Consider the following 13,142-nt stretch of genomic DNA (forward strand, 5'->3'; position numbering starts at 1 on the left):
GCGCGGCCGTGCGGTTGTCGGATCGGGCTACCTGCCGCCGGCCTCGCGCAGCGCCTTGCGCAGCGTGCGCAGCAGCAGCTGGGTAGTGACCGGCTTGTCGATCACGTAGAGATGCTCCAGCGGCGGCAGCTCGTGCAGGTCCGGGGGCGCGCCGGGGCGCGCGAGCAGGATCACCGCATGGCGGTAACCCTGCTCGATCAGCGCCGCCAGCGTGCGCACGCCGGTGAACAGGTTCATGTCCGCGTCCAGCACCACCAGGTCGGGCAGGCCGGCGGCCTCGATCCACTGCAGCGCGGCGGTGCCGCTCTGGCTGGCGTGGGCCTGGTAGCCCCAGGCATCCAGCGTGTCGGCCAGCAGGGACAACTGGCCGGCCTCTTCCACCACCACCAGCACGCGCTCGGCGGCACCTTCCAGGTTGTCCTGGTCACCCGCCTCGCCGTTGTCGGCGGCCAGTCCCTCCAGCGGGAAATAGAGGTCGAAGCGGGTGCCGCGGCCCCGCTTGCTGTCCACCCGCATCACACCGCCATGGCTGGTGACGATGCGCTTGCACGAGACCAGGCCGAGCCCGGTACCGGCTTCCTTGGTGGTGAAGAACGGCTCGAACAGGTGCTCCCTCACCGCCGGTTCCATGCCTGGGCCGTCGTCGATCACGCTGATGCACAGGTAGCAGCACTGGCGCGACGGCTCACCGGGCTGGAAGAAGTCCTCCGGCAGTTGCACCCGCGCGGCTTCGACGCGCAGGCGGCCGCCGTCCGGCATCGCCTGGATCGCGTTCAGGCACAGGTTCAGCAGGCACTGCTGCAGCTCGGTGTGATTGCCGTCGAACGACAGTTCCGGGTCGTCGATCGTCAGCTCCATCGTCACCGTGTGCGGCACGCTGCCCTGCATCAGCAGGTCGAACGCGCTGAACAGCGTGCCCAGCCGCACCTGTTCCGCACGACGCGCGCCGCTGGCGAACGACAGCATCGAGTGCACCATGTCCAGGCCGCGCTTGCCACAATCGCGCACCAGCTTGCCCAGCCGCGCCAGGCGCGGGTCATGCTGGTAATCCTGCAGGCTGTCGCCGGCCAGCAGCAGCGGTTGCAGCAGGTTGCGCAGGTCGTGGCTGAGGCCCCCGGCAAGCATCGCCAGGCTCTCGAAGCGCTGCGCGCGGACCAGCTCCGCCTCGGCGCGACGGCTGGCCCGGCGCGCCGAGGCCTCGCTCAGGGCCCGGCGCACCGCGCTGGCCAGCCGGGCCGGATTCTGCTTCAGGATGTAGTCGGTGGCGCCGTTGTGCAGCGCCTCGATCGCCGCCTCCTCGCCCAGCGTGGCGGAGACGAAGATGAACGGCAGGTCCTCGTCGCGCCGGCGCAGCAGCTCCAGCGCATGCTGGCCGGAAAAGCCCGGCATGCTGAGGTCCGACAGCACGATGTGCGGCCTGAAGTCGTCCAGCGCGGCGACGAAGCTGGGCTCGTCGTCGACCAGGCGCACCTCATAGGCGATGTGGTCGGCGTCGAGCTCGGCGAGCACGAGCTCGGCATCGAGCCGGCTGTCCTCGACCTGCAGCACCCGGATGGCCGGCGTCTCCCGGGATTTTCCGCTTGGCATGGGGTTCATCGCTGCTGTCCGTTTCTGGAACCCGCAGGCCGTTGGAGCCGCCGCGGGTGTTCGCGTTCCATCCGTTCACTCCGGGCTGGGTGCCTGGTTGAGCACCGCCCAGAACTGGCCCAGTGTACGCACCGCGTCGAAGAACTGGTCCACGTCGACCGGCTTGATCACGTAGGCGTTGGCGCCGAGGTCCCAGCTGCGCGCCAGGTCGCTCTCCTCGCGCGAGGAGGACAGGATCACCACCGGGATCCGTCGCAGCCGCTCGTCGTCGCGCATCGCGGTCAGCACGTCCAGCCCGTTCATGCGCGGCATCTTGATGTCCAGCAGCACCACCGCCGGGTCGCCCGGCTCGCGCGTGGCCCACGCGCCGCGGCAGTGCAGATAGTCCATGCACTCCACGCCGTCCTCCACGTGCACCACCGGATTGGCCAGGTGCGCCTCGCCCAGCGCGTCCATCGCCATCTCGGCATCGGCCAGGCTGTCCTCGACCAGCAGGATGGTGCGCAGGTCTCTCTTGTTCATGTTTTGCTCTCGGTGCGTGTGCCGGACGCGTCGGTGGCCGGCAGCGAGAAATGGAAATGGGCGCCCCGGCCCGATTCAGCCTCGGCCCAGACGCGGCCGCCGTGGCGCGCCACGATGCGCCGCACGTTGGCCAGCCCGATGCCGTTGCCCGGAAACTCCGAGGCCTTGTGCAGGCGCTGGAACACGCCGAACAGCTTGTCCGCATACTGCATGTCGAACCCCGCGCCGTTGTCGCTTACCGTGAATTCGTAGTCGCCGTTGCGGCCCTGGCGCACGCTCACCTCGATGCGCGCCACCTCGCAGTGGCCGGTGTACTTCACCGCATTGGCGAGCAGGTTCTGCCACACCGTACGCAGCATGTTCTCATCGCCGATCACCATCGGCAATGGCGCGATGTTCCACACGATACGCCGCTCCGACACGCCCGATTCGGCCAGTGCGCGGGCCTCGTCGACCAGCGACTGCATGTCCACCGCCTGCAGCCGCAGCGCGCCGCGGCCGAGCCGCGAGAACACCAGCAGGTCGTCGATCAGCACGGCCATGCGCTGCGCCGAGCCGGCGATCACCTCGATGTAGTGGCCGGCTTTCTCGTCCAGCCGCTCGTCCAGGTGCTGCTCCAGCTTGCGCGCGAAGCCGGCGATATGGCGCAACGGTGCACGCAGGTCGTGCGACACCGAATAGCTGAACGCCTCCAGTTCGCGGTTGACGTCGGAAATCTGCGCCACCTTGCCTTCCAGCTGATGGTTGAGCTCGTTCACCTGCTGCTCGGCCAGCGCGCGCGTGGTGACGTCGCTGACCGTCAGCAGCAGCGCGGGCATGCCGCCATCCTGCTGCTGCAGCCGGCGCGCGTTGATCAGTACATGGCGGTCGATGCCGTCGACGGTGCGCTGGACCATCTCGTAGTCCCACAGCTCGCGGTCGCGCAGCAGCACGTCATTCAGGCGCTGCAGCAGCACGCCCTCGCTCCACGCGCCATGGCCGATCTGCACCAGCGGCAGCGAGCGCTGCCGCGGATCCATGCCGTACAGCTCGCTGAAGGCGTTGTTCACCAGCAGGCTGTTGAGATTCTCGTCGAACAGCGCGATCGGCTCGCGCACCGCCTGGAAGATCAGCTGGGAACGCAGTACCGCGCGACCTTCGCGGGTCTCCGCCAGCTGACGCCGGCCGATCTGCCGCTCGGAGGTGACCACGATGATGGTCAGCAGCAGCAGCTGCGCCAGCGCGGTGATCGAGAGCACGATGCGCCCCTCGAGGGATTGCCGCGCGGCCGCCTGCTGGCGCTGCTGCAGCAGGCCGTCCTCGATCTGCACGATGCCGGCGATCTGCGGGTCCATGCCGAACAGGTCGTCGGCATCGCGCAGCGACTGCCGCGCGCCGGCGGGGTTGCCCTGCCGCAGCCGTTCCAGCGCCTGGTTCATCAGGGTGAGGCGGCCGTTGACGCTAGCGGCCAGCGAGCCCATCAGGGTCTGCTGGTCGGGGTTGTTGCGGGTCATTCCGCGCAACTTCTGCAGCAGCGGCGACACTTCGTTGCCGACCCGCTCGGCGCGCGCGCGGGTGGCCGCGTTCGCGTCGCCGGCCAGCAACCGGTAGCTGGCGGCCTCGCTGTCATGCACCACGTAGGCGATGCGGTAGGCCAGCGCCTTCACCTCGGTCGAGCGCGCCACCCATTCGCTGGCCCGCTCCGTGTCGCGCGCGCCCTGCAGCGTGACGACGTACGGCAGGCCGACGATGATCAGCATCGCCAGCAACAGGCCGGCGGTGCGCCAGCGCATGATGCCCCGGGTTGTCATGTCGCTAGCCGCATCGGCACGCCCATGAGGAAGTCCCCCGCATTCTGGCATGTTTCATCCGCATGCCGCCGTTGCCATGCGCGCGTTCACCGCCCGTAGCGGCTCATCGCCGCCGGGCGGGCGGCTGCCGAGTCGCCCCATGTGCGGTCCGGCTGCGCCTGCATGGTGAAGTGCAGCTCGCCGCCGGCCACGATCTCGCCGTGGCGCAGGTAGCTGCGCTCCAGCGGCTTGCCGTTCAGCGTCACCGCGCCGACGTAGGGGTGGGCGTCGTCCAGCGGCGCGGCGCTGACGGTGAAGCTGCGCCCGTGACCGAGCCGGATGGTGGCGCGCGCCACGAACGGCCGGCCGATCGCGTACTCGTCGCTGGCTGGCGTCACCGGGTAGAAACCCAGCGCGGTGAACACGTACCAGGCCGACATCTGGCCGAGGTCGTCGTTGCCGCTGAGACCGTCCGGGCGCGCCGCGTACTGGCTGTCCATGATTTGCTTGAGCCGGGCTTGCGTCTTCCACGGCGCGCCGGCGTAGTCATACAGGTAGGCGATGTGGTGGCTGGGCTCGTTGCCGTGCGCGTACCAGCCGATCAGGCCGGTGATGTCCTCGACGTGCTTGAAGTGCGAGGGGTCGACCTTCGCCTCGAACAGCGCGTCGAGCTTCGCCACGAACTTCGCGTCGCCGCCCATCGCAGCGATCAGCCCCGCCACGTCCTGCGGCACGTACCACGAGTACTGCCACGCGTTGCCCTCGGTGTAGTCGCTGCCATAGCCGGCGGCCTCGGGATCGAACGGCTCGCGGAACGTGCCGTCGCTGAGCCGCGCGCGCATGAAGCCGGCCTGCGGATCCCAGGCATGGCGCCAGTTCGCCGCCCGCTTCGTGAACGTGGCGGCGACGTCCGTCTTGCCCATCGCCCTGGCCATCTGCGCCAGCGACCAGTCGTCGTAGGCGTACTCCAGCGTCTTCGAGGCGCCCTCCGGTTCCTTGTCGATCGGCACGTAGCCAAGCTTCATGTAGTCGGCCAGGTCGCCGTACGGCGCGTAGGTCGCGCTGGCCACCATCGCCGCCAGCGCCTTGTCCGCATCGAAGCCGCGCACGCCCTTGACGTAGGCGTCGGCGATCACCGGCACCGCGTGGTAGCCGATCATGCACCAGGTCTCCAGCCCCTGGTACGCCCACACCGGCAGGATGCCGAACGGGCTGGCCTCGCGCGCGGCGATCAGCGAGCGCACGAAGTCGCTGCTGAGGTCAGGCCGCAGCAGCACCATCAGCGGCTGCTGCGCGCGATACACGTCCCACAGCGACCAGGTGGAGTAGAACTCGAAGCCGTCGGCGCGATGCACCGCGTGGTCCGGCCCGCGGTACTCACCGTTGGCGTCCATGCTCAGCGTGGGCGACAGCATGGCGTGGTACAGCGCGGTATAGAACTGCGTCTTCGCGGTCTTCGGCGCATCCACGTCGATTATCGCCAGCGCCTGGTCCCAGGCCGCCTTCGCTTCGGCGCGACGGGCGTCGAAGTCCCAGCCGGCGCCGTCGTGATCGAGGTTGGCCACGGCGTTCGCCTCGCTCACCGGCGAGATCGCCACCTTCACCTCCAGCGGCTGGTGCAGTTGGCCGAAATCGAACACGCCGACCAGCGCGCGGCCGTTCTGCGCGTCGCGGTCCTCGGCCTGGTTGCCCGGCCCCCTGAAGCCCTTGTAGGTGATGTCGGTCTCGCGGTTGTACAGCTCGCGCGAGGTCATCGACTGGTTGAAGCGCATGGCGAAGCACAACTCGCGACCCGGCGCCCAACCGCGGGTGCTGCGGCAGCCGGTGACGGTGCCGTCGGCATGCACACGCAGGCTGGCCCACAGCACCTTGCCGGGGTAGTCGTAGATGCTCGGGCGCAGGTCCAGCAGCAGGTGCGCGGGCTTGCCGACAGGGAAGGTGTAGCGGTGCCAGCCGATGCGGCGCCCGGCGGTGAGCTCGGCGCGCACGCCGTAATCGCTCAGCGTCACCGCGTAGTAGCCGGCCTGCGCCACTTCGCTCTCGTGCGAGAAACGCGAGCGGTAGCCGCTGCCCGGCCGGGCCGGGTCGCCGGGCTCCAGCCGCACGTCACCGGCAATCGGCATCACCAGCACGTCGCCCAGATCCGAATGGCCGGAGCCGGAGAAGTGCGTGTGCGAAAAACCCAGCATGCTGCTGTCGCCGTACTGGTAGCCCGCGGCCCACTTGTAGCCGTGCTTGAAGTCGGGCATCGCGGTGTCGGGCGAGAGCTGGATCATGCCGAACGGCACGGTGGCGCCAGGGAAGGTGTGGCCGTCGCCACCGGTGCCGATGCGTGGATCGACGTCGGCCGCGTGCCCGCGCGAGGCCAGCGCGGGCGCACCAACCATGAGTCCCAGCAGGGCGAGCAGCATCGTGGTGGAACGCGGCATGGACGACCTCGGCCAGCGGTGAGCGGAAGCTTGAAGGTAACACCGCCGGCGACATGTTGCGGCGCGCGATCGGCGTGGCGGTGAAAACGGTTACATTGGCGCGCGGCGCCGGTCGATCGGTGCGCCACCTTCCGCCCTTGCGAACCGGAATACATCATGGCCCCAGCCACCGTACCGCCCTCCCCGCCTGCATCCGCGCCGGATCGCGCCGGTCACGAGCCCTATACCAGCCATCCGACGGCGCTGGGCGTGCTCACCACCATCTTCTTCATGTGGGGTTTCCTGACCTCCCTCAACGACATCCTGATCCCGCACCTGAAGTCGACCTTCCAGCTCAACTACGCGCAGGCGATGCTGGTGCAGTTCACCTTCTTCGGCGCGTACTTCCTGATGGCGCTGCCGGCGGGCCAGCTGGTCGCCGCGCTGGGCTACAAGAAGGGCATCGTGGCCGGGCTGGCGATCGCCGGCGTCGGCGCGCTGGGCTTCTGGCCGGCGGCGGGGCTGCATCTGTACCCGGCCTTCCTCGCCGCGCTGTTCGTGCTGGCCACCGGCATCACCGTGCTGCAGGTGGCGGCCAATCCGTACGTGGCCCTGCTCGGCCCGGAGAAGACCAGCTCCAGCCGGCTGACCCTGGCGCAGGCGCTGAATTCCGCCGGCACCGCATTGGCCCCCTACTTCGGCGGCCTGCTGATCCTGTCCAACGTGGTGAAAAGCCCGGACGAACTGGTCGCGCTGGAACCGGCGCAGCGCCTGCTCTACGACACCCAGCAGGCACAGGCGGTGCAGGGGCCATACATCGGCCTGGCGGTGGTGCTGTTTCTGCTGGCGGTGTTCGTCTGGCTGTTCCGCCTGCCGGCACTGAGCGAGGCCACCGACAAGGGCGACCATGCGCGCCACGGCTTTGCCGAGGTACTGCGCCACCCGCATGTGCTGTTCGGCGTGCTCGGCATCTTCTTCTACGTCGGCGCGGAAGTGTCGATCGGCAGCTTCATGGTCAACTACCTGTCGATGCCTGAGATCGGCCACCTGAGCGAGCAGCAGGCCGCCGGCTACGTCTCGTGGTACTGGGGCGGCGCGATGGTCGGCCGCTTCCTCGGTTCGGCGCTGATGGCGAAGTTCTCGCCGCGCAAGCTGCTCGCACTGTTCGCCACGATCAACGCGCTGCTGGTGCTGACCACCATGTCCAGCAGCGGCGCGCTGGCGATGTACAGCATCATCGCGATCGGCCTGTTCAACTCGATCATGTTCCCCACCATCTTCGCGCTCAGTATCGAGCGGCTGGGGCCGATGACCAGCAAGGCGTCCAGCCTGCTGATCATGGCCATCGTGGGCGGCGCGATCATCCCGCCGCTGCAGGGCCTGTTCGCCGATCATATCGGCCTGCAGCACGCGTTCTTCCTGCCGCTGCTGTGCTACCTGTACATCGTGTTCTACGGCCTGCGCGGCTCGCGCATCCGCAGCATCCCGGCAGCGGACGCCAGCGAAATCCACTGACATGCCGACACGGCCCATCCTGTGCTTCGGCGAGGCACTGATCGACCTGCACGCCGACGGCCTCGACCCGCGCGGCTTCGCCGCCAGCTTCGTGCCGTTCGCCGGCGGTGCGCCGGCCAACGTGGCGGTCGCCGCGGCGCGGCTCGGCGGCGACGCCCGCTTCGCCGGCATGCTGTCGACGGACCGCTTCGGCGACTTCCTGCTCGACAGCCTGCAGCAGGCCGGCGTCGGCACCGACGACGTGGTGCGCACCGATGCGGCGAACAGTGCGCTGGCCTTCGTCACGCTGGACGCCCACGGCGAACGCAGCTTCGCCTTCTACCGCGAGCGCAGCGCCGACCTGCTGTTCCGACCGGCCGACTTCCGCGCGGATGCTTTCCGCGAGCTTGCCGTGTTCCACGTCTGCTCCAACAGCATGACCGACCCGGCACTGGCCACCGCCACCCGCGAAGGCATGCAGCGCGCGCATGGCGCCGGCGCGCTGGTCAGCTTCGACCTCAACCTGCGCCCTGCGCTGTGGCCGGCCGACAGTGATCCGCATCCGCTGCTGTGGCCGGCGCTGCACCTTGCCGACGTGGTGAAGCTTTCCGCCGAGGAGTTCGCCTGGCTGGCGCTCGACGGCGAGCAGGCCGCGCTGGACCGGTTGTGGCAGGGCCGCACCCGGCTGGTGCTGGTGACCGACGGCGCGCAACCGCTGCGCTGGTTCCATCCCGATGCAGAAGGCGAGTTGCCCGGCTACGCGGTGGAGGTGGTCGACGCCACCGCCGCCGGCGATGCCTTCATGGGCGGCCTGCTGTGCTGCCTGGCCGGGCTGGAAGCCACCCCGGACCGGCTCGACCGCCTGGTCGCCGCGATGCCGCGGCTGCACGCGATGCTGCGTTTCGCCGCCGCCTGCGGCGCGCTCACCGTCACCCGCCGGGGCTCGTTCGCCGCCATGCCGCGCGGCGCCGAGGTGCTGGCCTTCATGGAACAACAGGCATGAACGGTACCCCCGACTTCCGCTCCGCCGACTTCCTGCGCGGGCACATCGCGCAGACGATGGCGTTCTACCACCCGCGCGCGATCGACCCGCAAGGCGGTTTCTTCCACTACTTCCGCGACGATGGCACGGTCTACGAGCGCACGCACCGGCACCTGGTCAGCAGCACCCGCTTCGTCTTCAACTACGCGATGGCGGCGATCGAGTTCGGCGACGACGCGGCACTTCAGCGCGAGTACCTCGACGCGGCGCGCCACGGCCTGCGCTACCTGCGCGAGGTGCACCGCGACCCGTACACCGGCGGCTACGCCTGGACGATCCGCGACGGGCAGGCAGAGGACCGTACCAACCATGCCTACGGCGCGGCCTTCGTGCTGCTCGCCTACGCCAGCGCGGTGAAGGCCGGCATCGGCGAGGCCGCCGCGTGGATGGACGAGACCTGGCACCTGCTGGAGCAGCACTACTGGGAGGACGACGCCGGCCTGTACCTCGACGAGGCGGACGCGGCCTGGCACTTCAGCGGCTACCGTGGCCAGAACGCCAACATGCACATGTGCGAGGCGATGCTGGCCGCCTACCAGGCCAGCGGCGAAGCGCGCTATCTCGACCGCGCCTACACCCTCGCCGACCACATGACCCGCCGCCAGGCCGCCAAGGCCGGTGGCCTGGTGTGGGAGCACTACGACCGTGACTGGAACATCGACTGGGACTACCACCGCGACGACCCGAAGCACCTGTTCCGCCCATGGGGCTTCCAGCCCGGCCACCAGACCGAATGGGCCAAGCTGCTGCTGACCATGGAGCCACTGCTGCGCGCACACGGCTACGACGAGGACTGGCTGCTGCCCACCGCGCGGCAGCTGTTCGACACCGCGCTGGCGCGCGCCTGGGACAGCGAGTACGGCGGCATCTGCTACGGCTTCGCGCCAGACGGCAGTGTGTGCGACGACGACAAGTACTTCTGGGTGCAGGCCGAATCGCTGGCCGCCGCCGCGCGGCTGCACGCGCACACCGGCGAAGCCCTCTACGACGACTGGTACGGGAAGCTGTGGGCCTACGCATGGCAGCATTTCGTCGACCACCGCCACGGCGCCTGGTACCGCATCCTCAGCCGCGACAACCGCAAGCTCAGCGACGAGAAAAGCCCGGCCGGCAAGACCGACTACCACACCATGGGCGCCTGCCACGACTTGCTGGCGCTGCTGCGCGCCGGTGGCCAGCCGTGATCCGTTTCCTCTCCCCAAGGCACCGCATGAAGAAGCCCGCCGTTTTGCTCGCCGCCAGCGCCACCCTGCTGCTGGCCGCCGCTGCCACGGCTGCGCCGGCACCGGCAGCGGCGAAGTTCGACCCGCTGCAAGCCTTCGCGCCGTACAGCTACCCGCAGCCGGCCACGGCCTACCGCTCGGCCAGCGGCAGGCCCGGCCCGCTGTTCTGGCAGAACCGCGCCGACTACACCATCACGGCCACGCTCGACCCTGCCACCCGGCAGGTGCGCGGCAGCGAGGTGATCAGTTACACCAACCACAGCCCCGACACGCTCGACGTGCTGTGGCTGCAGCTGGACCAGAACCGCTACCGCCGCGACGCCCGCGGCGCGTTCACCAGCAAGTTCCCCACCGAGTTCACCGACGGCTACCGGATCGCCACGGTCGAGCTAGAGGACGCGCACGGGAAGCGGCAGGCAGTGCCGTGGCTGGTTTCCGACACGCGCATGCAGGTGCAGCTGCCGGTGGCGCTGCAAAGCAACGGTGGCAACCTGCGCCTGCATGTCGCCTGGAGCTACACCGTGCCGGGCGAGTTCGGCGGCCGCACCGACGTCAACCCGAGCCAGAACGGCGAGATCTTCGAGGTTGCGCAGTGGTACCCGCGCATGGCCGTGTACGACGACCTGCGCGGCTGGGACACCGCGCCCTACCTCAACAGCGAGTTCTATCTCGAGTACGGTGATTTCGACTACGCCATCACCGTGCCGAGCGAGATGATCGTGGCCGGCTCCGGCGAACTGGTGAACCCGGAGGAAGTACTGACCAAGACCGAGCGCGAGCGGCTGGAGCAGGCACGCCGCAGCGACGCCACCGTGATGATCCGCACGCCGGAGGAAGTCACCCAGCCGTCCAGCCGTCCGAAACAGGGCGGCACGCTGACCTGGCACTTCCGCATGCAGGACACCCGCGACGTGGCGTTCGGCGCCTCGAAGGCGTTCGTGTGGGACGCCGCGCGGATCAACCTGCCGCAGGGCGGGACCGCGCTGGCGATGTCGGTCTACCCCGTCGAAAGCGGCGGCAAGGAAGCCTGGGGCCGCGCCACCGAATACCTCAAGGCCGCCACCGAGTACTTCTCGCGGCAGTGGTACCCGTACCCATGGCCGGTGGCGATCAACGAGGCCGGCACCGCCGGCGGCATGGAGTACCCCGGCATCACCTTCGACCACAAGCTGGCCAGGGGCAGCAAGCTGCACATGGTGATCGCGCACGAGATCGGGCACAGCTGGTTCCCGATGATCGTGGGCAGCAACGAGCGCCGCGACGCGTGGATGGACGAGGGCTTCAACACCTTCATCGACGTCTACGAGGACTACGCCTTCAACAACGGCGAATACGCGCCCAAGCGCGACAGCGAGTACGCGCCCGGCGGCGGCAACCCTGCCGAGGAGATCGCGAAAGTCATCGCCGACCCCGCCGCGCCCACCCTGCTCAACGGCGCCGACATGGTGGCGGAGAAGTACCGGCACCCGATCAGCTACTTCAAGAGCGCATTCGGGCTGGTGCTGCTGCGCGAGCAGATCGTCGGGCCCGAGCGCTTCGACCCCGCGCTGCGCCGCTACATCGCCACCTGGGCGTTCAAGCACCCCAGCCCGTCGGACTTCTTCCGCTTCATGGAAAGCGAGACCGGCGAGGACCTCGGCTGGTTCTGGCGCGGCTGGTACGAACACAACTGGCAGTTCGACATGGCCGTGCGCAAGATCGCGCCGATCGACGGCCACTGGTCGCACGGCGCCGAAGTCACCATCGCCAACCTCGACCAGCTGGTGCTGCCCACCACGCTGCGGGTGACCTACGCCGACGGCAGCACGCGGGACCTGCGCGTGCCGGTCGAGACCTGGCAGCAGCACCGCGAGTACGTGGTGCGCGTGGCCGGCACGCAGAAGGTGGTGTCAGCCACCATCGATCCGACGCATGCGCTGCCGGACGCGCAGCGCGCGAACAACACGCTGCGGGTGAAATAGAACGTCCTCGTCTCCCGCAAGCTGCAGAGAAGTTTCGCAGGGCGGGCACCGCCCGCCGCTCTTCGCCAAGGCCCAAGGCAAAGCCGGCGGACAATGTCCGCCCTACAAAGCTGCAAGGCAGGGAGCTCGCCTACATCTTTGGCAACGACTGCTGCAACGTGCCGATGCGGTTCCGAACAATGGTGTAAGGGACAGTTTTCCCTCTGGCAGCTACCCACGAATTGTCCCCGACACCTTTTCCTCGCCGCGTGGCGCGACTTGATCGGTGCTCAACCTCTTTTGGTGTCAGCCTGTCATAGATCAGAACCGCGGTCTGGCGGCGCGCCATATAATGGCTTTCTGCAGAGACCGCAGCAGGAGCGTGCGATGGAAACAGATCGGAACGCCGAACAACAACAGGCAACAACGGCTGCGTCGTCCGCGCCGATGACGCAGATCGGACGCATGCGTGCCGCGATCGCGCAGACCGTGGCCATCGCGCCACGCTTTCTGCGCGGCGACGTCAATGCCGACCTCATGGCAAACACGATGGTGGGCGCCGTGCGCACCTACGTCGAGCAGCAACGTGCCGCCGGCAGCGATGGCACGCCACAGGACGCAGACGCGCAAGCGTTGCAAGGCACGCTCGCCGAACTGATGGGCTGCGGCTCAGGCTACCTCGCCGGCCGCTGCGACGCCGCTTGCGTCGCCCGCACCATGACGCAAATGGTCCACGAGTTCGCACCGCGGTAGTAGGCGAGGTGCGGGCGCACCCGGTTTGGTCGCAGATATCACCGACGATTGTGGGTGATAAGACATAGCGCCTCGATCCGCGAGATATGCAATGGCGGCATTGCCGCGGCGCGCCTCCACCACAATCCGGCAACTCCTTGTCTGTCCGCAGGGTTCATCCGCTTGACGCGTGTCGGTCGAAAGCTGAACATCCGGTGCATATGCCCCCGATCTGGGGTCTACTAAGCGTTAGACCTCTATGAAACTTCCCCCGGACCTCATTTCCTTTGCTACCGCTTCATTTCCGCTAGCGCAGCGAGTGGAGGCGATCTCCCTGTTGGAGGCGGCGAAGCTCCATGACGGCACAATACCGAGTGTGCGTATACTCCGTTGCGCATTGGTTGCTAGGGAACGTCTGAACAAGT

Annotated in this window: 9 protein-coding genes; 5 read left to right on the top strand and 4 right to left on the bottom strand. The window is 68.5% G+C overall.

The window, feature by feature from the left end:
- Positions 1-27 precede the first annotated feature (27 nt).
- From UUA_RS17640 to UUA_RS17655, 4 genes are all read right to left on the bottom strand, one after another.
- Positions 28-1,596 carry a response regulator gene (locus UUA_RS17640; protein ID WP_425476928.1) on the bottom strand — a complete coding sequence of 523 codons (1,569 nt, stop codon included), beginning with the start codon at positions 1,594-1,596 and terminating at the stop codon, positions 28-30.
- Positions 1,597-1,662: 66 nt separating this feature from the next.
- On the bottom strand, positions 1,663-2,109 hold the full coding sequence (locus UUA_RS17645) for a response regulator (RefSeq protein WP_008439380.1): 447 nt from the start codon (positions 2,107-2,109) through the stop codon (positions 1,663-1,665).
- Entirely contained in the window at positions 2,106-3,899 is a 1,794-nt protein-coding gene (locus tag UUA_RS17650; RefSeq protein ID WP_039954443.1) for an ATP-binding protein, read from the bottom strand. The genes UUA_RS17645 and UUA_RS17650 overlap by 4 nt, the downstream gene beginning before the upstream one ends.
- Positions 3,900-3,985: 86 nt before the next feature.
- The gene (locus UUA_RS17655) at positions 3,986-6,307 is read right to left on the bottom strand and encodes a GH92 family glycosyl hydrolase (RefSeq protein ID WP_008439382.1); all 2,322 of its coding nucleotides are present in this window, start codon (positions 6,305-6,307) and stop codon (positions 3,986-3,988) included.
- A gap of 156 nt (positions 6,308-6,463) precedes the next feature.
- Here UUA_RS17655 and fucP point away from each other — a divergent pair, with 156 nt between their 5' ends.
- The 5 genes from fucP to UUA_RS17680 all read left to right on the top strand — a co-directional run bounded on the left by fucP (position 6,464) and on the right by UUA_RS17680 (position 12,738).
- Positions 6,464-7,801 (top strand): L-fucose:H+ symporter permease, encoded by a 1,338-nt coding sequence (gene fucP / locus UUA_RS17660; RefSeq protein ID WP_008439383.1) that lies wholly within the window; start codon positions 6,464-6,466, stop codon positions 7,799-7,801.
- A 1-nt stretch (position 7,802) separates the two neighbouring features.
- Complete coding sequence (locus UUA_RS17665) at positions 7,803-8,783, top strand: carbohydrate kinase family protein (protein ID WP_008439384.1); 981 nt, start codon at positions 7,803-7,805, stop codon at positions 8,781-8,783.
- Positions 8,780-10,006 carry an AGE family epimerase/isomerase gene (locus UUA_RS17670; RefSeq protein WP_008439385.1) on the top strand — a complete coding sequence of 409 codons (1,227 nt, stop codon included), beginning with the start codon at positions 8,780-8,782 and terminating at the stop codon, positions 10,004-10,006. Before UUA_RS17665 ends, UUA_RS17670 begins: the two co-directional genes overlap by 4 nt.
- 26 nt (positions 10,007-10,032) lie before the next feature.
- Positions 10,033-12,006 (top strand): M1 family aminopeptidase, encoded by a 1,974-nt coding sequence (locus tag UUA_RS17675; protein ID WP_008439387.1) that lies wholly within the window; start codon positions 10,033-10,035, stop codon positions 12,004-12,006.
- Positions 12,007-12,450: 444 nt separating this feature from the next.
- A complete protein-coding gene (locus UUA_RS17680; RefSeq protein WP_155943283.1) occupies positions 12,451-12,738 on the top strand; it encodes a hypothetical protein in 288 nt (95 codons plus the stop codon).
- Positions 12,739-13,142 lie beyond the last annotated feature (404 nt).

The organism is Rhodanobacter thiooxydans LCS2 (genome assembly GCF_000264375.1).
Taxonomy (GTDB): Bacteria; Pseudomonadota; Gammaproteobacteria; order Xanthomonadales; family Rhodanobacteraceae; genus Rhodanobacter; species Rhodanobacter thiooxydans.

Coding starts and splice junctions, on each gene's coding strand:
- UUA_RS17645 (WP_008439380.1), bottom strand. CDS start 2,109: ATGAACAAGAGAGACCTGCGCACCATCCTGCTGGTCGAGGACAGCCTG.
- UUA_RS17650 (WP_039954443.1), bottom strand. CDS start 3,899: ATGACAACCCGGGGCATCATGCGCTGGCGCACCGCCGGCCTGTTGCTG.
- UUA_RS17675 (WP_008439387.1), top strand. CDS start 10,033: ATGAAGAAGCCCGCCGTTTTGCTCGCCGCCAGCGCCACCCTGCTGCTG.
- UUA_RS17655 (WP_008439382.1), bottom strand. CDS start 6,307: ATGCCGCGTTCCACCACGATGCTGCTCGCCCTGCTGGGACTCATGGTT.
- UUA_RS17665 (WP_008439384.1), top strand. CDS start 7,803: ATGCCGACACGGCCCATCCTGTGCTTCGGCGAGGCACTGATCGACCTG.
- UUA_RS17640 (WP_425476928.1), bottom strand. CDS start 1,596: ATGAACCCCATGCCAAGCGGAAAATCCCGGGAGACGCCGGCCATCCGG.
- fucP (WP_008439383.1), top strand. CDS start 6,464: ATGGCCCCAGCCACCGTACCGCCCTCCCCGCCTGCATCCGCGCCGGAT.
- UUA_RS17680 (WP_155943283.1), top strand. CDS start 12,451: ATGCGTGCCGCGATCGCGCAGACCGTGGCCATCGCGCCACGCTTTCTG.
- UUA_RS17670 (WP_008439385.1), top strand. CDS start 8,780: ATGAACGGTACCCCCGACTTCCGCTCCGCCGACTTCCTGCGCGGGCAC.